Source organism: Nitrincola sp. A-D6 (assembly GCF_000764495.1).
Classification (GTDB): domain Bacteria; phylum Pseudomonadota; class Gammaproteobacteria; order Pseudomonadales; family Balneatricaceae; genus Nitrincola.
Map to the genome: position 1 here is coordinate 1 of NZ_JRLB01000039.1, position 20523 is coordinate 20523.

Annotated in this window: 16 protein-coding genes and 1 pseudogene; 9 read left to right on the forward strand and 8 right to left on the reverse strand. The window is 49.3% G+C overall.

The features are described 5' to 3' along the window. Positions 1-58: 58 nt before the first annotated feature. Positions 59-2290, reverse strand: a complete 2232-nt coding sequence (locus tag LH51_RS07690) for an NADP-dependent isocitrate dehydrogenase (protein WP_036521227.1) — start codon at positions 2288-2290, stop codon at positions 59-61. A 276-nt stretch (positions 2291-2566) separates the two neighbouring features. On the opposite strand from LH51_RS07690, the gene LH51_RS07695 reads away from it, so the two are divergent. After that, on the forward strand, positions 2567-4171 hold the full coding sequence (locus LH51_RS07695; protein ID WP_200881907.1) for an HD family phosphohydrolase: 1605 nt from the start codon (positions 2567-2569) through the stop codon (positions 4169-4171). Beyond that, on the forward strand, positions 4168-4938 hold the full coding sequence (locus LH51_RS07700; RefSeq protein WP_036521232.1) for a 3',5'-cyclic-nucleotide phosphodiesterase: 771 nt from the start codon (positions 4168-4170) through the stop codon (positions 4936-4938). The genes LH51_RS07695 and LH51_RS07700 overlap by 4 nt, the downstream gene beginning before the upstream one ends. Here LH51_RS07700 and LH51_RS23525 read toward each other — a convergent pair. Together LH51_RS23525 and LH51_RS23530 are read right to left on the reverse strand one after the other, a co-directional pair. Beyond that, positions 4900-5571 (reverse strand): DUF3095 family protein, encoded by a 672-nt coding sequence (locus tag LH51_RS23525; RefSeq protein WP_081960729.1) that lies wholly within the window; start codon positions 5569-5571, stop codon positions 4900-4902. The two genes, LH51_RS07700 and LH51_RS23525, sit on opposite strands and share 39 nt — an antisense overlap. Next, the gene (locus LH51_RS23530) at positions 5568-6053 is read right to left on the reverse strand and encodes a DUF3095 family protein (RefSeq protein WP_036521238.1); all 486 of its coding nucleotides are present in this window, start codon (positions 6051-6053) and stop codon (positions 5568-5570) included. The genes LH51_RS23525 and LH51_RS23530 overlap by 4 nt, the downstream gene beginning before the upstream one ends. Positions 6054-6311: 258 nt before the next feature. On the opposite strand from LH51_RS23530, the gene LH51_RS07715 reads away from it, so the two are divergent. From LH51_RS07715 to LH51_RS07725, 4 genes are all read left to right on the forward strand, one after another. Next, on the forward strand, positions 6312-7310 hold the full coding sequence (locus LH51_RS07715; protein WP_036521240.1) for an iron ABC transporter substrate-binding protein: 999 nt from the start codon (positions 6312-6314) through the stop codon (positions 7308-7310). Between the two features lie 107 nt (positions 7311-7417). After that, on the forward strand, positions 7418-7912 hold the full coding sequence (locus LH51_RS21310) for a hypothetical protein (protein WP_200881908.1): 495 nt from the start codon (positions 7418-7420) through the stop codon (positions 7910-7912). After that, complete coding sequence (locus LH51_RS07720; RefSeq protein WP_200881909.1) at positions 7813-9033, forward strand: ABC transporter permease; 1221 nt, start codon at positions 7813-7815, stop codon at positions 9031-9033. The genes LH51_RS21310 and LH51_RS07720 overlap by 100 nt, the downstream gene beginning before the upstream one ends. Beyond that, positions 9030-10112: an ABC transporter ATP-binding protein gene (locus tag LH51_RS07725; RefSeq protein ID WP_081960730.1), complete on the forward strand. Its 1083-nt coding sequence runs from the start codon at positions 9030-9032 to the stop codon at positions 10110-10112. The genes LH51_RS07720 and LH51_RS07725 overlap by 4 nt, the downstream gene beginning before the upstream one ends. Positions 10113-10116: 4 nt before the next feature. Here LH51_RS07725 and LH51_RS07730 read toward each other — a convergent pair whose 3' ends face one another. Genes LH51_RS07730 through pilB form a run of 4 tightly spaced genes read right to left on the reverse strand, consistent with a single transcriptional unit; the run spans position 10117 to position 13947 of the window. Next, on the reverse strand, positions 10117-10689 hold the full coding sequence (locus LH51_RS07730; RefSeq protein WP_442934820.1) for a prepilin peptidase: 573 nt from the start codon (positions 10687-10689) through the stop codon (positions 10117-10119). After that, on the reverse strand, positions 10647-10964 hold the full coding sequence (locus LH51_RS24700; RefSeq protein ID WP_442934821.1) for a prepilin peptidase: 318 nt from the start codon (positions 10962-10964) through the stop codon (positions 10647-10649). The genes LH51_RS07730 and LH51_RS24700 overlap by 43 nt, the downstream gene beginning before the upstream one ends. A 14-nt stretch (positions 10965-10978) precedes the next feature. Next, positions 10979-12211, reverse strand: a complete 1233-nt coding sequence (locus tag LH51_RS07735) for a type II secretion system F family protein (RefSeq protein ID WP_036521241.1) — start codon at positions 12209-12211, stop codon at positions 10979-10981. A 17-nt stretch (positions 12212-12228) separates the two neighbouring features. Next, the gene (gene pilB, locus LH51_RS07740) at positions 12229-13947 is read right to left on the reverse strand and encodes a type IV-A pilus assembly ATPase PilB (protein ID WP_036521243.1); all 1719 of its coding nucleotides are present in this window, start codon (positions 13945-13947) and stop codon (positions 12229-12231) included. A 167-nt stretch (positions 13948-14114) separates the two neighbouring features. Between pilB and LH51_RS07745 the strand changes: the two genes are divergently transcribed. Both LH51_RS07745 and LH51_RS07750 read left to right on the forward strand, forming a co-directional pair. Further along, positions 14115-15716 (forward strand): sensor histidine kinase, encoded by a 1602-nt coding sequence (locus LH51_RS07745; protein ID WP_052063575.1) that lies wholly within the window; start codon positions 14115-14117, stop codon positions 15714-15716. Continuing rightward, a complete protein-coding gene (locus LH51_RS07750; RefSeq protein ID WP_036521246.1) occupies positions 15716-17119 on the forward strand; it encodes a sigma-54-dependent transcriptional regulator in 1404 nt (467 codons plus the stop codon). The genes LH51_RS07745 and LH51_RS07750 overlap by 1 nt, the downstream gene beginning before the upstream one ends. Positions 17120-17128: 9 nt before the next feature. Here LH51_RS07750 and ppsR read toward each other — a convergent pair whose 3' ends face one another. Then, positions 17129-17947: a posphoenolpyruvate synthetase regulatory kinase/phosphorylase PpsR gene (gene ppsR, locus LH51_RS07755; protein WP_036521284.1), complete on the reverse strand. Its 819-nt coding sequence runs from the start codon at positions 17945-17947 to the stop codon at positions 17129-17131. Between the two features lie 173 nt (positions 17948-18120). Between ppsR and ppsA the strand changes: the two are divergent. Then, a pseudogene (gene ppsA / locus LH51_RS07760) lies at positions 18121-20489 on the forward strand (phosphoenolpyruvate synthase). The last annotated feature ends 34 nt before the right edge of the window (positions 20490-20523 follow it).

The window sequence follows — 20523 nt, forward strand, 5'->3', positions numbered from 1 at the left end:
CGGGCTCCTACAAAGGTATGGCACCTTCTGTAGGAGCCCGGTCCCCGGGCGAAAAGGCTTAACGGAATTTCGCTAAAATTTCGTTGAGCGTTTTGCTTGGGCACATCACCGCAACGGCTTTTTGCGCGTCTGGGTGGTAGTAACCGCCGATATCCGCTGGTTTACCCTGAACTTCGCTCAGCTCAGCCAGAATTTTGTCCTGATTCTCAGTCAGCGCGGTTGCCAGAGAGGCGAAGCGTGCTTTCAGTTCAGGATCTTCGTTCTGTGCGGCCAGTTCCTGTGCCCAGTACATGGCGAGGAAGAAGTGGCTGCCACGGTTGTCCAGCTCACCAGTACGGCGTGAGGGTGACTTGTTGTTTTCCAACAGGGTTTCTGTAGCACGATCCAGCGCATGACCCAGAATACGGGCCTTGGGCAGGTTTTCTTTCATGCCCAGTTCATCCAGCGATACGGCAATGGCCAGGAACTCACCCAGGGAATCCCAACGCAGATGGTTTTCCTGCAGTACCTGCTGAACATGCTTGGGCGCTGAACCACCGGCACCGGTTTCGTACATGCCACCACCGGCCAGCATTGGCACGACAGACAGCATTTTTGCTGAGGTACCCAGTTCCATGATAGGGAACAAATCAGTCAGGTAGTCGCGCAGCACGTTACCTGTTACCGATATGGTATCCTTACCCCGGATCAAACGCTCCATGGTACGACGGATGGCTGGAATGTAGGAGTTTACGCGAATATCCAGACCTTCAGTGTCGTGGTCTTTCAGGTAGAGTTCTACTTTTTTACGCAGTTCAGCATCATGGGCACGTTCTTTATCCAGCCAGAAAATGGCTGGTGTGTCTGACTGGCGTGAACGCGTAACAGCCAGCTTGACCCAGTCGCGGATGGCTGCATCTTTGGTCTGGCAAGCGCGCCAGATGTCGCCTTTTTCTACTTCATGCTCCATGATCACACTGCCGTCGGCAGCATTAACGATACGCATGACACCATCAGCTTCCAGCTCAAAGGTTTTATCATGAGAGCCATACTCTTCGGCTTTCATCGCCATCAGGCCGACGTTAGGTACGGTACCCATGGTGGTCGGATCAAATGCGCCTTCAGTTTTACAGAAGTTGATCATTTCCTGATAGATGCGCGCATAGGTGCTTTCTGGCATAACGGCTTTGGCATCTTTGGACTTACCGTCCTGACCCCACATCTGGCCAGAGTTACGAATCATCGCAGGCATGGATGCATCAACGATAACGTCGCTGGGGATATGCAGGTTGGTGATACCTTTTACCGAATCAACCATCGCCATTTCAGGGCGGTTGGCGTAACAGGCGTGGATATCTTCTTCGATTTCTTCCTGCTTGGAGTGCGGCAGGTTTTTGATGTTTTCGTAAACGCTGTTCAAGCCATTGTTGGGGTTAACGCCCAGCTCTTTGAACAGCTCACCGTGTTTATCAAACAGCTCTTTATAGTACACAGTCACCGCGTGGCCGAAAACGATCGGGTGGGAGACTTTCATCATGGTGGCTTTGACGTGCAGTGACCACATTACGCCACTGTCTTTGCAATCATTCAGGGTCTCTTCAAAGAAATCACGCAGTGCTTTGGCGCTCATGAACATGCCGTCCAACACTTCGCCTTTTTCCAGGTGCAGCTCTTTCTTAACCTGTACTTTTCCATCTTTACCGACAAACTCGATGCGCACATCGGTGTCATCTGTCATGGTGGTGGATTTTTCACTGGAGTAGAAATCACCGCTACGCATATAGTCAGCGTGGGAGCGGGATGCTTTGCTCCAGGCACCCATGGAGTGTGGAAATTTACGTGCGAAGGCTTTAACGGCCGGTGGAGCGCGGCGGTCTGAGTTACCCTGACGCAGTACCGGGTTTACCGCACTGCCAAGAATTTTGCTGTAGCGATCACGTATCTGCTTTTCTTCGTCAGTTTTGGGTTCATCAACAAAGTTAGGAACGTCATAACCCTGTGACTGCAGCTCCTTGATACAGGCTCTAAGCTGCGGAATGGAAGCACTGATATTAGGCAGTTTAATGATGTTTGCTGAAGGATCTTTGGTTAGTTCACCCAGTTCAGATAGTGTATCTGCAACGCGCTGTTCTTCTGTGAGCTTTTCAGGGAACGCGGCTAGTACGCGTGCAGCAACAGAGATATCGCTGGTTTCAACACTGATTTCAGCCGCGGCTGTAAAGGTTCTTACAATGGGAAGCAGGGAACAGGTCGCAAGTGCTGGAGCTTCATCTGTGAGCGTATAAATAATTTTTGGACTTTTTTCTGTCATTTTATTCCCCAAATTGCATGGATGTATCGCCTCAGACGCTGATCAGACGCGCCTGAATCGCTTAAATTAGCTGTTGATTCTTTATTCTGGTAAAAAAACTACACTATTATTGTATCGAATCGCCAGGTTTTTTTATACGCTGAATTGTTAGACGATGGGCTAACGTAGCAGGGTGACACAGCTTTTCGATGACTGAAATGGCATACTATTTTGTACCCTGCGGTTTTATGCCGTCAACCTGTTTGAGCTTAGAGTATGACTTTTAAAGATTGTGAAATGCACGATAAGTCACTGGAACAAAAAGTACGTCGGCTTAATCAGATTGGTATAGCCTTATCAGCAGAGCGCGACAAGTTACAGTTATTAGAATTGATCCTCAGTAGCGCCCGTGAGCTTACTGGCGCTGACGCAGGCACCCTTTATCTGATGGATGCACAAACGCAGAGCTTGCATTTTGCACTTGTACAAAATGATCAGTTAGGGCTCTACCTGGGAGGGTATCAGCAGCCAGGCGCCGAGCTGTTTAAACCTATATCTTTGTATTTAGATAAGGGTCAGGCCAATGAAAAGTTGGTTGTTGCCTGGTCGGTTCTACACAAGCAGACCATACGCATTGCTGATGCTTATGATCACAGTGCCTTTGATTTTAGTGGCACCCGTAGTTTTGACCAGCACAGTGGCTATCGCTCGCGTTCCTTTCTAACAGTCCCCCTGGTTAATCATGAAGGCGAAGTGTTTGCGGCTTTACAACTGATTAATAAACTAACGAAAAACGCTGTTGTAGCCTTTTCAGAAACTGATCAGGAGTTAGCCGAATCTCTGGCGTCTCAGGCCGCTGTAGCCTTGACGAATCAGCGTTTGATTGAGGAAATGAAAACCCTGTTTGACAGCTTTACCCGGGTGCTGGCCACCGCGATCGATAAAAAATCCCCTCACACAGGCAATCATTGCCGTCGTGTCCCCGATGCAACGCTGTTTCTGGCTGAAGCGGTTTCGGCATCGAATCATCCGGCGGTTAAAGACTTTGTGATGAGTGAAGCCGACTTCTACGAATTGAAAACCGCCGCCTGGTTACACGATTGCGGTAAGGTGGTTACGCCACACCATATAATGGAAAAATCGCGTAAGTTGGAAACGGTATTTGACCGTATTGAGTTGCTGGCGGCGCGAATTGAAATACTGCTGCGTGATTTGGAAATACAACAACTCAAGCAAATGCAAAGCGCCGCTGTGGCAGACGATATTGCGGCAACAAAAGCACAGCTTCTGGATGATCTTGCTTTTCTCCGCCACGTCAATGTGGGCAGGGAGTTCACAACAGATGATGATGTAGTGCGCATTCAGCAACTGGCTAAATTGACCTGGGTAGATCATGAGGGTGTCGAGCAACCCTTGCTCACTGAAGATGAACAGATGAATCTGTCGATTCGGCGTGGCACCTTGAATCAAGGTGAGCGTCAAATTATGAACGATCATATGGTGGCAACCCTGGATATGCTGGAGCAGTTACCTTTTCCCAAACATCTGCAGCAGGTGCCGGAATATGCGGGATGCCATCATGAGCGCATGGATGGAAAAGGATATCCACGGGGATTGAAGCGAGACGAGATGTCAATTCCAGCACGTGTAATGGGTATAGCTGATGTGTTTGAAGCCCTGACAGCGAAAGAACGCCCGTATAAAGAACCGATGAAATTGTCACAAGCCTTGATGATTATGGGACGTATGGTTGAAGATAACCACCTGGACCCGGATCTGTTTGCGGTCTTCGTTGAAGAACGAGTTTACCTGCGCTATGCCGAAATACATTTACAACCTGAACAGATTGACGTTATTGATATTAACGCACTGCCTGGATTGAACAAGGAGTTTCAAGGATGAAAATCGAAATTCTGGGTTGCAGTGGCGGCATGGGTAAAGGCGAGTTCACTACATGTATCCGTATTGATGAGCGTCTGTTGATAGATGCAGGTAGTGGGCTTGGGGAAATATCTCAAACTGAGATGTTGGCAATAAAGCAGATTTTTTTGACGCATGCCCATCTGGACCATATCTGTTTTTTACCCCTGTTACTTGATAATCTGTTTGAACTACTGGAATCCCCGATCGAGGTGCTGGCACTACCGGAAACAGTAGAGGTGTTACGCAAGCATATTTTCAATTGGCAAGTTTGGCCTGATTTCAGTGAGCTACCTGACAAATATCAACCTGCGCTGAGTTATCATCCCCTGTCTAGGGTGCAGCCAGTTGAAACTGGGGATTTAACTGTGTTTCCCATACCGGCCAGGCATGTCGTGCCAACCTGTGGCTATCGCGTGGTATCGGCTGAAGGAAAGGTGTTTTGCTTCAGTGGCGATACGACCTATGATGAAGACGTGCTTCAGGCCTACAATCAACTTGGTCTAATTAATATATTGATGCTTGAGTGCGCTTTTCCTGATCGCCTCAATACCGTGGCAGGGCATAGCAAACATTTAACCCCCAAGCGCTTGCTGCATTTTCTACAAGGCTTGGACCAGCCCCCCGAAAATCTGCTGATCACGCATATGAAACCAGCGTTCAGAGCAGAAATTATCAATGAACTAAATAATTTGGATCTACCCTCAACGTTACATTTTCTCAGTTCTGGCGATACGTTTATCCTTTAGCACCACTGACGCGCGCCAAAAGCCCAGCGCTTGCCCATCTACAAAATGAATATGATCATCGGCCTGAAAATCACCTACCAGGCAGGTGAGTGTAGATGCCTCGCTGATGGCTGTGCCGTAAATGATGTCCCCACGGGCCTCGGCTGCATCCAGCAGTTTGAGTGTTGCTGTCAACTCATCAGGGGTCAGGTCCAGAACCATGCGGGGTCCACCAGCATGTTTACGAAAATCGCTCTGAAGTTGCAAGCTGCTCAGGTACTGTCTGGCGTTCACACGTCCCAGCTTGCCACCTACTCGCCAAGCCAGCCAAAGAATAAATGAACCTAAATAAGCCTTGACCAGACGTTTAAAGAGACCACTTGAGTGAGGTATTTTGAGTTCACGAGCAATAGAGCGCCAGGAGGGGATGGCAGGAGGGGTAAGCTGATCCAGTTTGCCAAGAGGAGAGGCCGCTTGTCCGGGAATAATGCAATACAGTTCCCGGAATAGACTGTCCAATGCTTTAATGCCCATTTCCCCTGAGGCTAAGGGGTCGATAATAATCGATACAATACAGCCTCGGTTCGATGGAATAGGGTGCCAACGACAAGATAGATTTTCCAGCCCTGGCAGGTCGCCTTTTTCGGGATCTATGTGCCACTGTGGTCTTGTTTAACCCAGTCATCGGCGGCTTGAATACCCTCACCCAGGAACAGGCCAAAAGCATGCTGATCACTGACCATTTGTAATGAAGCGTAGGTTTTTAGGCCAGCCTGATTCAAGGATTTTACGGGCACCATGCCAATACGTAATTCAATTGAAAATACCTCCTTGGCCCAATAAGCCAGGGCAGCCAACAGGGTTCTGACGCGTTCGGACTGATCGCCAGGTACTGCAGCTAAGACACCGTCTCCGCCAAATTGAATGGCAGCGGGTTCATCGTTACAGGTTAATGCGGGTGTGAGTACAGCAACAGCCGCTCCAGCAATAAAGTTGACATCCTTATCCCGGCCGATACTGGCTAATTGCGTGCTGCCAACCACATCGGCAACGGCAATGTACCAGTCATCTGGTAGTTGCTCATAGTGACTGAGATCCAGTGCTTGTTGTTCAAAATCAACGATTCTACGCAGCATACAAAAGAATCCAAAAAGTGCCGAAGAAGCAATGGGGTAGCGAGATCAATATAGCATAATAACGGTCGTTTAAAGACCTCTGCCTTATAGGCGTAGTATATCCAGGGAATAGTGTTCATAGTGTATTTTTAATGTGAATAAATCTTATTTGTGTTGACTATGTAATTAGAAGTGATAATAATTATCTTTAAGTATTTAGAGTGATTCCTCGAGTCTGTCTCTAAATGTTCTTAACGCAATTATAAAATAGGTCGTCTGATGCAAAAGAAACTTTTTACCGGCATGGCACTCATTGGTGCGCTAGCAGCAGCCCCATTCGTAGCAGCGACGGAACTTACCCTCTACTCAGGTCGCGGTGAGTCATTGGTGCAGCCCATCATTGAACAGTTCGAAAAGAAAAGCGGTGTCAAAGTTAATGTACGTTACGGTGATACAGCCCAGTTGGCCGTACTGATTCAGGAAGAGGGTGAGCGCTCCCCGGCAGACCTGTATTGGGGTCAGGATGCGGGTGCCATGGGCGCTCTGGCTAATGCAGGCCTTCTGGAAACCCTGCCCGAGAGCGTATATGCAAATTTGCCGGAAATCTTCACCAGTAAAACAGGGCAATGGGTAGCGGCAAGTGGCCGTTCACGTGTAGTGGCTTATTCAACTGAACGTGTCTCTGAAGATGAGATTCCAACTTCTGTTTTTGATACAGTTAAACCGGAATATAAAGGCCGCTTTGGTTTCGCACCAAACAACGGCAGCTTCCAGTCCTTCCTGACCGCTATGCGTGTTGTGCACGGCGATGAGAAAACCCTGGAATGGCTTGAAGGTATGAAAGCCAATGATGCTAAAGTATATCGTAATAACACTACGCAGGTTCAGGCAATCGGTGACGGCGAGATAGACTTTGGCTTGGTAAATAATTATTATTTACCTCGGTTTGTAGCTGCGAATGCTGATTATCCAGTAAAGCAGACCTACTTTAAAAAAGATGACATAGGCAACCTGGTAAACGTAGCAGGTGTGGCTGTGCTTAAAACCAGTGACAACAAGGAAGCCGCTGCTGAGTTTATCGAGTACATGCTGTCACCCTCTGCACAACAGTATTTCACTTCTGTTGTGAATGAGTACCCGGTCGTTGATGGCATCATTCCTAATCCGGTTCTGGGTAGCCTGGAAACTCTGCTGGATGTTGCACCAGTTGTTGACTTGGATCAATTGTCTGATCTGGAAGGTACCCTTAAGCTTCTGCGTGACGCAGAGTTGCTGTAACTGATATAACAAACCGGTAGTGATCCTGGCGACACTACCGGTTATGTTTTTTTCAAGCAGCCCTTCACCAGATTCTATGCCAGAGAGGTTTATTGAAGTGGTTGGTAATGCATAGTCATAGCAGTGTAGAGGCTGGTAAGCACATTTCGTTACAGGTTACAGTAAAACGTCCCCCGCTGTATTTGCTCATACCGGCAGTCGTTGTGTCTGTTTGTATGGTCGTTCCTCTGGTTTATCTTTTTCTTCGCGCAGGACAGGCTCAGCCTGATCAACTGGTGGAACTGGTGTTTCGCCCGCGTAATTTTCAACTTTTACTCAATACCCTGGCCTTAACCGGCGGCGTGTTATTTATTTGCACCTTTTTGGCTTTGCCACTGGCTTGGCTGGTCACCCGTAGCGATATCCGCGCCAAACGCTTACTGACTATTTTGGCTGTGGTGCCGCTTGCTGTGCCGGGCTATGTGATGGCTTATGCCTTGCTTGGTGTGGGGGTAACTTGGGGGTGTTGTCACAAGTATTTGGTATACAGATACAGAATATCTCTGGTTACTGGGGCGCCGTGTGGGCGTTGGCGCTCTATACCTTTCCCTATATTTTCCTGAACCTGCGTGCCGCTTTACTGGGGCTAGACAGTAGTCTGGAGGAGAGTGCGCAGAGCCTTGGCTATTCACGTACCGAAGTGTTTCGCAAGATCATGCTGCCGCATCTGATGCCAGCCTTGCTGGCCGGTTACATGGTGGTAGGGCTTTATGTATTGGGGGATTTCGGAGCAGTTGCACTGATGCGCTATGAAGCGTTCAGCTATGCTATTTATACGCAGTACTCGGGGGCTTTTGATCGTATTTATGCGGCGTGGCTTTCGATTATGTTATTGGCTCTGGCCGCCAGTTTTCTGGTAATGGAAGCTTATTTGCTTAAGCGCAAGCGTCTGACCAGCGTGGGTAGCGGTGTGGCGCGTCCTGCCGCACCGCAACGCCTGGGTAAGTTGGTATTGCCTGCATGGATCTACATCGCTTTTGTCTTCTGTGCGTCAATTGGTATGCCTGTGGCCATGCTGTCATATTGGATTATTGTAGTACCACCCGATATCAGTGTGTTTCTTCAGGTCCCCTGGACGTTCTTGCGCTCAGCCGGTGCAGCAGCACCTGCCGCTGTTCTTGCCGCGGTTATGGCTTTACCCGTTTGTTATTTGTCGGTCCGCTATCCATCGCGTTGGACCAGCGCTATTGAGCGATCAACCTACATAGGTTACGCCTTACCACCCCTGACGCTGGCGCTGGCGATGGTATTTTTCGCCTTGCAAACGGCTTATTTTTTCTACCAGACACTGGGTTTGTTAATATTTGCCTGGACTGTAGCAACGCTGGCACTGGCAATGGGGCCGATACGCAGTGCTATTATTCAGACGCGCACGAATACCGAAGAAGCCTCCTATTCACTGGGCTATGGACCAGTCAGTACGTTCTTTTACGTCGTATTTCCACGTTTGCGTCGTGGTATTTTAGCGTCATTGGCACTGGTCTTTCTGTTTTGCATGAAAGAGCTGCCAATCACCTTCCTACTGGCGCCTACGGGATATAGTACACTTGCGGTCACTGTGTTTTCACGAACCTCGGAAGGGATGATGCCTGAAGCCGCGCCTTTTGCAGCGGCGATAGTGATTTTTTCCAGTCTGTCTGTAGGTTTGGTGCTGAATCGTGAAAAAATAAAGGGGAGTCAATGAACAGTCAGCAGCGGGTAACAGGGGCTATTCAAATTGAAGACCCAACGATCGATAAGCGTGATGTGCAGATTCAGACACTGCATCTGAGTAAGCGTTACCGTAGCGATGATGCTCTTGCGGTCAATGATTTGTCCTTTACCTTGCACAAGGGTGAAATACTGGCCTTGCTGGGCCCCAGTGGTTGTGGCAAAACTACCACGCTGCGGATGATTGCCGGTTTTGAGCAACCGGATAGTGGCGAGATTTTCTTGCAGGGTCGTAATGTTACTCATCTGACGCCACAACAGCGCAAGATAGGCATAGTTTTTCAGGACTATGCCTTGTTTCCGCACATGACAATTGAGCAGAATGTCATGTTTGCCATGCGTGATACCCCCAAGGCTGAGCGTGCTGATAAAGCGACCAGTTGGTTGGAATTAATGCGCTTGGATACTCTGCGTCAACGTTATCCGCATGAGTTATCCGGTGGTCAGCAGCAGCGTGTGGCTCTGGCCCGTACGCTGGCGGCAGAGCCGGAGTTAGTGCTGCTGGATGAGCCTTTCTCTAACCTGGACGCGTCATTGCGTGAATCGACCCGTAACGAAATGCGGGCATTGTTTAAACGTGCTGGCACAACAGTAATACTGGTAACCCATGATCAGGCCGAAGCGCTGACGTTTGCAGATAAGGTTGGGGTGATGAATCAAGGATTTCTGGTTCAGACAGATACGCCCCAACAGGTTTATCAGCACCCTGCCAATGCGTTTGTGGCGCGTTTTCTGGGGCATACCAATCTGCTCTATGGGGATGCACTGGATGGTCTTGTCACTACGCCGCTGGGTCAGCTGCAGGTTGAAAAAAGCCTGCAGGGGCAGATACAGATGTCGGTGCGTCCTGAAGATCTGCATTTAAGCCCGGCGCCTCGCTGTGATGCGTCGGCTCGGGTCGTCTCCCGGGAGTTTCGTGGCCATGATTATTTCTATACGCTGGAACGTGATGGCGTTCAATACTGCGTAATCGCGCCACGTCATCAGAGCTTTGAAGTGGGTAGTTGGGTGAATATCGATCTGCTTCGCGGAGGCTCAGTACTACCGGGTTGAACACCTAACTCCCTAAATACCAGCGCATCACCGGTTCACCCCAGAGTATTGCAAACCAGCCCGCTATTGCCAGATAGGGTCCAAAAGGCAGCGGGTTGGCGGCCTGGTGTTTGCGCAGCAGGATCATAGCGCCTGCCAAAATAACACCGGCCACCGATGAGAACAGAATAATCATCGGTAAGCTGATTGCTCCACCCCAGGCCCCCAGTGCGGCCAATAGCTTGAAATCCCCATAGCCCATGCCTTCCTTGCCCGTGAGTAATTTAAACGCCCAGTACACACACCAGAGCGCCAGATAGCCAAGCGCAGCTCCCCAGACGGCGCTACTGAGTGACGTGAAAACCTCAAAACTGTTCAGTAGTAATCCCAGCCATAGCAGGGGCAGGGTGATACTGTCTGGTAAAAGTTGGTGATCTATATCAATAAAGGTAAGAGCGATCAGTGCCCAGGTCAGCAGCATCAACGCCAGCCCAGTCAGTGTTATGCCGTACTGCCAGGCAATAAAGGCACACAACAGACCACTGAAGAGTTCAATTAAGGGGTAGCGAGGCTTATTGCACTGCTGCAGGAGCTGCATTTACCGCGTAATACCAGCCAACTGAACACCGGGATATTTTCATACCAGCGAATCAAGTGACCACAATGGTTGCAGCGTGAACGTGGAACGGCCAGATTAAAGGTATCCTGAGCCTCATTCGGAGCTGATTCCGCAGCTATAGCCGCTTGCCATTCACGTTCCATCATGACCGGTAAGCGTAAGATAACCACATTGAGAAAGCTACCTACCAGTAAGGCCAGTAGCAGCGCGAAGAAAACGGCCCACCAGGTGTGGGCCGCGAAAAGTTCATACATTATCAGGAGTTTCCTTAGACAACATTACCCAACTGGAAGATTGGCAGGTACATGGCGATAACCAGGCCGCCAACCAGGGTACCAAGTACGACCATGATCAATGGCTCAAGCAGACTGGACAAGTTATCGACGGCATTATCGACTTCTTCCTCGTAAAAAGAGGCAATTTTGTCCAGCATAGTGTCGAGTGAACCGGCTTCTTCACCGATAGCGATCATTTGTGTCACCATGGCAGGAAAAATACCCGTCATATTGGTGGCATTCTGCAATGACTGGCCGGTAGATACACCGTTACGTATCTGAATGATGGCATTTCTGAATACTACATTGCCAGCAGCGCCTGAGGCGGAATCCAATGCTGAAACCAGTGGTACACCCGCGGCAAAGGTAGTGGATAGGGTCCGCGCAAAACGGGCAATAGCCGCTTTGTACAAGACGGCCCCCAGTACTGGAATTTTGAGTACAAAACGGTCTACAGCATCATGAAATTTTTGTGATTTCTCCATGAGCTTGGTAAAACCAAAGCCGAGAATGACAAAGCCGATAAGTGCGAAAAACCAGTATTGCTGGGCTATGTCTGACAAGCCTATGACAAACAGAGTGAAGGCGGGCAGGTCGGCACCAAAGCTGCGAAAAATATCCTGGAACTGAGGCACTACTTTAACCAGTAGAATGGCCGATACAATAATACCGACGGCAACCACAGCAGCCGGGTAGGTCATGGCTTTCTTGATTTTTGCCTTCAGGGATTCAATTTTTTCCTTGTAGGTGGCGATACGATCGAGCATGGTTTCCAATGCACCGGATTGTTCGCCAGCTCTCACCAGTGAGCAGGTTAGTTCATCAAAGTGTTTTGGATGGCGACTTAGGGCCGTAGAGAAGTCACTACCGCCATTAACTTCATTGCGTATGTCATAAGTCAGTTCTTTCAATTTCACCTTTTCGGTGCCATTAGCAACAATTTCAAGGCCTTGCAATAAGGGTACACCCGATTTCATCATCGTAGCCATCTGGCGTGTGAAGAAAGCGATATCAAGCGGTTTGATCGGCTTGTTTTTGCTGCCTAACAGCGACAGGCTGCTTTGTTTGGATACCTTATTGGGGTTTATGCCCTGCTTACGCAACATTGATTTTGCAATCGCCACATTTTCGGCATCAATTTTGCCCTTGCTGCGATTACCACTGCGATCCTTGCCTTCCCACTGAAATGTGGCTTTTTTCTTTTCCTTTTTTGCTGCTGTAGCCATCTGAGTTATTTCCCTTATCAGGTTTTAATAACGCGATTCATTTCTTCAAGACTGGTCAGGCCATTGGCCACTTTGAGTAGTCCGGATTCCCGTAGAGTTTTGAAACCTTGTTTGCGTGCCACGCGTAAAATGTCCAGTGAGTTACCGCTTTCCATAATACACTCGGCGATTTCCTGTGTCATAGCAAGCATTTCATAAATACCGACGCGCCCTTTATAGCCACGATTACATTTTGAGCAGCCTTCATGGTTAGCTTCATAGAGATGCAGATCCGGTATCTGGTCGGGTTTGAATCCCTCTTCGAGTAGGGTTGCTTCTGGCAGATCAATCGGGCGCTTACAGGATTCACATAACCGACGGCCTAAGCGCTGTGCAATAATCAGACTGACAGAGGTGGCGACGTTAAACGCAGGAACACCCATGTTTCTCAAACGAGTCAGAGTCTCTGGCGCACTATTGGTATGCAGGGTCGATAGCACCATATGACCGGTTTGTGCGGCCTTGATGGCGATTTCAGCTGTTTCCAGATCACGTATCTCACCCACCATGACCACATCCGGGTCCTGACGTAGAAAGGAGCGTAGCGCTTCGGCAAAGGTCAGGCCTACCTTTATGTTTACGTGGACCTGGTTGATGCCGTCCATATTGATTTCTACCGGGTCTTCAGCGGTAGAGATGTTGCGTTCAGCTGTATTGAGAATGTTCAGGCCGGTATAGAGTGTAACGGTTTTACCTGACCCCGTTGGTCCTGTTACCAGAATCATCCCCTGAGGCTGCTCAAGGGTAGTAAGGTAGATTTTTTTCTGGTCCGGTTCAAAACCGAGTGCTTCCACGCCTATCTGAGCGCTGGTCGGATCGAGTATACGTAATACAATTTTCTCACCCCAGAGCGTTGGTAGTGAGTTAACACGAAAATCAATAGCGCGGCTTTTGGATATTTTCATTTTTATGCGTCCATCTTGTGGCACGCGTTTTTCTGAAATATCCATTTGTGACATGACTTTGAGCCGGGCTGCCAAGCGAGTGGCCAGGTTCATCGGTGGACGATGCACCTCTTGCAGTATGCCATCAATGCGGCAACGTACTCGGTAGCTTTTTTCGTAGGGTTCAAAGTGAATATCTGAGGCCCCGGACTTGATTGCGTCCATAAGCACTTTGTTAATGAAACGTACAATAGGGGCTTCGCTGGCGGCATCTTCAGCCGACTGTTCCTCGTCTTTTTTCTGGCTGCCGTCATCAATATCAAGATTATCCAGATCGGCGTCATCAAGGTCACCCAGAGCGGAGCTTTGCTGCTGATCCAGGTAGATGTCCAGTGCGGCTGAAAGTTTATCCTCTTCTACGATGACAACTTCGGTAATGATGCCAGTCTGGAATTTGATTTCATCGATGCCCTGCATATTAGTGGGATCAGCTACCGCTACAAACAGACGGTTGTCGCGTTTCATCAAGGGCAGAATATGGTGCTTGGTGATCAGCGCATCAGACACAATTTCTTTGGGGAGAGAGTCGCCTGGTATCGCGTCCAGGTCGAGTAATGGCAAGCCGAACTCTTCAGCGGCGGCAGAGGCGGCTCTATGTGCACTCACCAAACGCTGTTTAATAATATAGCTGACGAAGGGTTGCTTGGCATCACGTGATTTGTTGATTGCATCGGTTGCAACATCGGATGAAAAAACACCATCCATAACGAGGCGTCTGGCAAGACCGCTAAGTGGTTGAGCCCCTTGTGCCACAGTAACTCCCGAGCTAATCTAGTTGTTTGTTTACATTATTACAGCATAGCAATCAAATCACAGTTAATCACGGTTATCAATGACCTGGGCGCTTATGATGCCTTCAATCTGGCTTTATTTGATCCGGCGCAAGGATTCAGGTGCGACCTCAACGGGATAAGCAGTTTATGCAAGTAAGTCAAAAGGCATGGCGCATCACGCGTTTGCTGACGGTCTACCGTATTGTTCTGGCATTGTTGCTGATGCTGCTGATAACCACGGGCTACCTGCCTGAGCCTTTGGGTGCTTCGGCGCCACGGCTGTTCTTAATTGCCTCTTCAGTGTATGTGGTTGTGACGTTACTGGCTATCTATCCTTTATTACTCCGCACACCCGACTACACTTGGCAGGTCTATTTTTATACCTGTGTCGATATTCTGGTGTTTACCCTGATGATGCATGCCAGTGGGGGTGTTGTCAGTGGTGTGGGCATGCTATTGGTTGTCAGCATAGCCAATGCCAGTATGTTGCTGGCTGGTCGCATGTCAGTGTTTTTTGCGGCGCTGGCGTCTCTGGCTGTGCTGGGTGAGCAATTCTATTCTCAGATATATGTGTCAGCCAGTGCTTACAATTACTCCATGGCCGGCCTGTTGGGACTGACACTGATCGTCACTTCAGTACTGGCTACAGTCCTGGCCCGTCAGGCTAGAGAGAGCGCTGACCTGGCTCATGCCAGAGGAGTTGATCTGGCAAATATGTCTGAGTTGACTGAACAGGTGATCAGTCAGATGGCAACAGGGGTGTTGGTGGTGGATGAGCGGCATCATGTGCGTTTGGTGAATGAGGCCGCCAGGCGGTTGCTTGATGCACCCTCTCAGATGTTAGGAACATCTTTGCAACAATTCAGTACAGAGCTTAACCTGCAATTGCTGCTCTGGCGAAATCAGGGGCTGCAGAGTACTGAAAAACACTCAATCGAAACCTTACCCGCGAGTTTGCTGGTGCAGATGATCCGAGTAGGTCGTGCCAGTGATGAAACCAAAACCGACGTGCTTATTTTTCTTGAGGATGCGGCGGCAGTTAACGATCAGTCACAGCAGTTGCGCCTGGCGGCACTGGGTCGTTTGACGGCCGGTATCGCACATGAAATTCGTAATCCGCTAAGCGCTATACGCCATGCCGGTGAGTTGTTGGCTGAATCGGATCAATTACCGGTTGAGGATCAGCGTCTTACCGATATTATTCAAGAGAACACCTCCAGAGTGAACCGTATTGTAGAAGATGTGCTTCAATTGGGTAATCGTGACAGAGTTTCTCGTGAAAAGATAAATTTAAATAAATGGTTAGAGAATTTTGTTGAAGAGATTTATTGCGTGTATCCTGAGGCCTGCTCCGTGTTGAAGATCGATGATCAAAGTAGTGGTGTGCTGACGGTGCAGTTTGACTCAGGGCACCTGCATCAGATTCTCAGTAATTTATGTCAGAATGCGTTGAGCTTTGTTACCCAGTCACTTGCTTCACCCCGTGTTACCTTATTGCTTGCGGGTGACTTGGAGCGTGGCTGTTATGTTGAAGTAATTAATAATGGCCCTCTGGTTAAGCAGGATGAAAAAGAGCGTTTGTTTGAACCTTTTTTCACCACAACGAATAAGGGCACCGGGCTGGGTCTTTACTTGTCCAGAGAGCTGGCTCAGGCAAACCAATGCCATCTTGCCCATCGGCAGCAAGACGAGAACACCTGTTTTAGATTAAGTTTTGGACCCCAAGCGATTATCAGGGAGCTTGATTGATGAAAAGCGTAAGTACGTCTAAGCCGTCACAGGTACTTCAACCCAGGGTGTTGGTGGTGGATGACGAGCCAGATATACGTGAACTGATCGGATTGACTCTGGCACGTATGCAGGTTGACTGCCTGGAAGCCGCTACTCTGGACGAAGCTATGCAGCTACTGGATCAGCATGGCCAGGGTGGTATTCAACTCTGCCTGACTGATATGCGCCTGCCCGATGGTAATGGTATGGACCTTATCTATCGCATTCAGAAAAACTACCCTCATATTCCGGTAGCGATGATTACCGCGCACGGTAATATGAGCAGTGCCATTGAGGCACTTAAAGCTGGTGCGTTTGATTTTCTAAATAAACCGGTTGAATTGCAGACTCTGCGTAACCTGGTCACTTCAGCCGTGCAGTTGGAGAAAAGAGAACAGATCCTGCCCCAATGCGATCCTGGGCCGGAACTGATGGGACAGTCGCGAGCAATTGAAAAAATACGTGCTCTGGTTGCCCGGCTGGCCCGCAGTCTGGCCCCTGTACATATTTCGGGAGAGTCAGGTACAGGTAAAGAACTGGTCGCGCGGATGTTGCATCATCGCAGCCACCGTTGTGACAAGCCTTTCATTGCTGTGAACTGTGGCGCTATACCGGCTGACCTGATGGAAAGCGAGTTTTTTGGCCACCGAAAAGGCAGTTTTACGGGGGCCATGCAGCACAAAGAAGGGTTGTTTCAGGCAGCGGAGGGCGGCACACTTTTTCTGGATGAAGTTGCTGACTTACCGTTGGATATGCAGGTGAAATTATTGCGGGCTATCCAGGAAAAATCTGTCCGGCCAGTGGGTGCGCAAAAAGAAGAGTTTGTGGATGTTCGCATCGTCAGCGCGACCCATAAAGATCTGGCAGCCAAAGTAGAGCAGGGGGAGTTCCGCGAAGATCTTTACTACCGTATCAATGTCATTGAACTGCATGTGCCGCCATTGCGTGAACACGCAGACGACATTCCCTATCTGGCTGTGCATTTTCTGCAACAAATGGCTACAGAAATGGGACGTTCTGCCCCGCGGTTATCAGCGGAGGCTCAGGAACGTCTGTGCCAGCATCGTTTTCCAGGTAACGTGCGAGAATTGGAAAATGTACTGGCACGTGCTATCACACTTAACGAAGGTGACTTGGTCGAAGTGGATGATATCCAGCTCGACAACCGCAGTCAGTCGGCTTGTCAGGAGTCAGTGGCGGATCAAAGCGGTTTGCATAAGGTCTATAGCATGGGACTGGAGGCTTACCTGGAATCGGTTGAGCGTCAGATACTACAAGATGCACTGGAAGCCACCGAGTATAACAAAACGGCGGCAGCCCGTAAGTTGGGCATTACTTTTCGCACTTTACGATACCGCTTGAAAAAGCTGGAGATGGACTAGTCCGCGGATTCAGACGCTTCGCCGGGTCAGGCCGGCGTCTGCCATAATGCGGGTGGCAATCTCTTCCACGGAAAAGTGGGTGGTATTGATCGCGCTGATATTCAATTGTTTGAAGCGTCGTTCTACTTCACGAACCTCAAATTCACACTGCTCCAATGAGGCGTACCGGCTATTCGGGCGACGTTCGTGACGAATAGCTGTGAGGTGAAAGGGGTCGATGGTCAGGCCGAAAAGTTTGTTGCGGTGTTGCATTAACACATCCGGCAGTCCTGCCATCTCCAGATCATCGATAGTGATTGGATAGTTAGCCGCGCGGATGCCGAATTGTAGTGCCAAATACAGGCAGGTGGGTGTTTTACCACAGCGGGATACGCCCACCAGTATCAGATCGGCTTTGCTGTATTGCTGTACCCGGCCACCATCATCATTATCCAGCGCAAAGTTGACTGATGCTATACGCTCCTTGTAGCGACTCGACTCATTAATTGCGTGGGACTTGCCAACAGAATAAGATGAACGTAATCGCAACTCCTGTTCCAGCGGCTTGAGAAAGGATTCAAATACATCGATCTTGAATCCACGGCAGGCGGCAATAGTTTCGCGTATCTCCGGATTAACGATGGTATCGAAAACGATGGCAGTCTCACCATCATGTTCGCAAGCCGTATTAACTCTGGCGACGACGGCATGGGCTTTTTCCAGTGTATCGATATAAGGCAGTGTTATCATATCGAACTGAATCCCTTCAAATTGAGTCAGTAAACTATTGCCCAGTGTTTCGGCGGTGATGCCGGTTCCATCGGAAATAAAAAATGCTGTACGTTTAATCAATAGTGCGCCTATGTGTCAGTAAGAAAAAGTCGGCCGGTATGGGTATGTAGTTTTATTACAATACTTTCCGGACAAGGATTTTTCATTTTAACTGAAGTATGATCGGTATTTTAGTGCCGATATAAAAATACTCACGGCGGACTTTCAGACCAACAACAGGAGAGTTTACCTTGCAGGATTACGTCATACGCCTGGAGCAGGCGGGAATGGGAGATGTTGATAAGGTTGGTGGTAAAAACGCCTCGCTTGGAGAGATGATTCATCAACTCTGTGATGCGGGTGTCAAAGTGCCTGGCGGGTTTGCAACCACGGCACAGGCCTACCGTGATTTTTTGCAGCACAATCACCTGACGGACAAAATCAACGCATTGCTGAATGAATTGGATAGCAATGACACGCGGGCCCTAACTGAAACCGGTCGGCAGATTCGTGAGTGGATTCTGGCGGGTGAATTCCAGCCATTATTAGATACGGCCATATGTCAGGCTTATGCAGAGATGGCAGGAAATGATGCTATTTCTGTAGCTGTGCGCTCATCCGCTACAGCTGAAGACCTTCCCGATGCTTCTTTTGCGGGGCAGCAGGAAACCTATCTCAATATTCGTGGGCTGGATAATATTAAGCACGCCATCAAGTCGGTGTTTGCGTCACTATACAATGATCGTGCCATTTCCTATCGTGTACATCGTGGCTTTATTCATAGTGATGTAGCGCTTTCTGCTGGTATCCAGCGCATGGTTCGCAGTGAAACCGGGGCATCAGGTGTAATGTTCTCCCTGGATACCGAATCTGGCTTCAAACAAGTGGTTTTTATTACAGCGGCTTACGGGCTGGGAGAAACCGTAGTTCAGGGTGCCGTGAATCCGGATGAATTTTACGTGTACAAGCCCACCCTTAACCAGGGTGCCCCGGCTATACTGCGCCGCAACCTCGGTTCTAAAGCGATCAAGATGATTTATGGTGGCGAAGGCAGTACCGCTGATGCCGTAGAAACGGTCGATGTACCTCGTGAAGACAGAGATCGTTTTTGTATCAGTGATGCTGATGTAGAAGCTTGGCACAGATTGCTGTCACTATTGAGCAGCATTATGGTCGTCCCATGGATATCGAATGGGCCAAAGACGGTGATGATGGTGAACTCTACATAGTTCAGGCGCGCCCTGAAACTGTGCGTAGTCAGAATTCGGCCGCGGTCATGGAGCGTTATCTGCTCAAAGAAAAAGGTAAGGTGCTTATAGAAGGACGTTCAATAGGGCACCGTATCGGCTCTGGTCCGGTGCGCGTGGTAGATTCGCTGGATCAAATGCATGATGTCCAACCCGGTGATGTGCTGGTAACCGATATGACGGACCCGGATTGGGAGCCTGTAATGAAACGTGCCGGTGCGATCATCACCAATCGTGGTGGACGTACCTGTCACGCTGCCATTATCGCGCGTGAGCTGGGTATCCCGGCTATAGTGGGTTGTGGTGATGCCACGGAGCGCTTGAGTAATGCGCAACTGGTAACGGTATCCTGTGCCGAAGGCGATACGGGCCGGGCCTATGAAGGTAAATTGGCTTTTGAACACCAGACCAGCAGCATAGAGTCCATGCCGGAACTGCCCTTCGAAATCATGATGAATGTGGGCAACCCAGACCGCGCGTTTGACTTTCAGGCCTTGCCGAGTGCGGGTGTCGGTCTGGCACGTCTGGAATTCATTATCAACCGCATGATCGGTGTACACCCTAAAGCACTGTTGAATTTTGATCAGCAACCCCGTGATATCAAGCAGATCATCAACCGGCGTATTGCGGGTTATGCTTCTCCTGTGGATTTTTATGTCGACAAGCTGGTGGAGGGGATTTCGACTCTGGCGGCTGCTTTTTATCCACGTAAAGTGATCGTGCGCATGTCAGATTTCAAATCTAATGAGTATGGCCACCTGATTGGCGGTGATCGCTATGAACCGGCAGAAGAAAACCCGATGCTGGGCTTTCGTGGAGCCGCGCGTTATATCTCGGAAACGTTTCAGGACTGCTTTGAGCTGGAATGCCGTGCGTTGAAACGTGTGCGTGATGAGATGAAGCTGACTAACGTGGAAATCATGGTGCCGTTTGTGCGTACCGTTGGGGAAGCGCGCCAGGTTGTTGAGTTGCTATCACATAACGGACTCCAGCGTGGCAAAAATGGCTTACGCCTGATCATGATGTGCGAAATCCCGTCCAATGCACTTTTGGCAGCACAGTTTCTTGAGTATTTTGATGGTTTCTCCATAGGATCCAATGATTTGACCCAACTGACACTGGGGCTTGATCGTGACTCGGGAATCATTGCTCACCTGTTTGATGAACGCAATGACGCTGTGAAAATGCTGCTGGCGATGGCGATCAAGGCCTGCCGTGATGCCGATAAGTATATTGGTATTTGTGGTCAGGGTCCTTCTGATCATCCAGACCTCGCGCGCTGGCTGATGGATCAGGGTATTTCCAGTGTGTCGCTTAACCCGGACTCAGTTCTGGACACCTGGTTTTTTCTCGCCAATGAAAAGCCTGAGTAACAACCTGTGGCATAACACCTCACCCGGTGGTCGT

Excerpts from the sequence above, each read along its gene's own strand:
- LH51_RS07690 (WP_036521227.1), bottom strand. The coding sequence starts at position 2,290 with ATGACAGAAAAAAGTCCAAAAATTATTTATACGCTCACAGATGAAGCT.
- LH51_RS07695 (WP_200881907.1), top strand. The coding sequence starts at position 2,567 with ATGCACGATAAGTCACTGGAACAAAAAGTACGTCGGCTTAATCAGATT.
- LH51_RS07700 (WP_036521232.1), top strand. The coding sequence starts at position 4,168 with ATGAAAATCGAAATTCTGGGTTGCAGTGGCGGCATGGGTAAAGGCGAG.
- LH51_RS23530 (WP_036521238.1), bottom strand. The coding sequence starts at position 6,053 with ATGCTGCGTAGAATCGTTGATTTTGAACAACAAGCACTGGATCTCAGT.
- LH51_RS07715 (WP_036521240.1), top strand. The coding sequence starts at position 6,312 with ATGCAAAAGAAACTTTTTACCGGCATGGCACTCATTGGTGCGCTAGCA.
- LH51_RS21310 (WP_200881908.1), top strand. The coding sequence starts at position 7,418 with ATGCATAGTCATAGCAGTGTAGAGGCTGGTAAGCACATTTCGTTACAG.
- LH51_RS07725 (WP_081960730.1), top strand. The coding sequence starts at position 9,030 with ATGAACAGTCAGCAGCGGGTAACAGGGGCTATTCAAATTGAAGACCCA.
- LH51_RS07730 (WP_442934820.1), bottom strand. The coding sequence starts at position 10,689 with ATGCAGCTCCTGCAGCAGTGCAATAAGCCTCGCTACCCCTTAATTGAA.
- LH51_RS24700 (WP_442934821.1), bottom strand. The coding sequence starts at position 10,964 with ATGTATGAACTTTTCGCGGCCCACACCTGGTGGGCCGTTTTCTTCGCG.
- LH51_RS07735 (WP_036521241.1), bottom strand. The coding sequence starts at position 12,211 with ATGGCTACAGCAGCAAAAAAGGAAAAGAAAAAAGCCACATTTCAGTGG.
- LH51_RS07745 (WP_052063575.1), top strand. The coding sequence starts at position 14,115 with ATGCAAGTAAGTCAAAAGGCATGGCGCATCACGCGTTTGCTGACGGTC.
- LH51_RS07750 (WP_036521246.1), top strand. The coding sequence starts at position 15,716 with ATGAAAAGCGTAAGTACGTCTAAGCCGTCACAGGTACTTCAACCCAGG.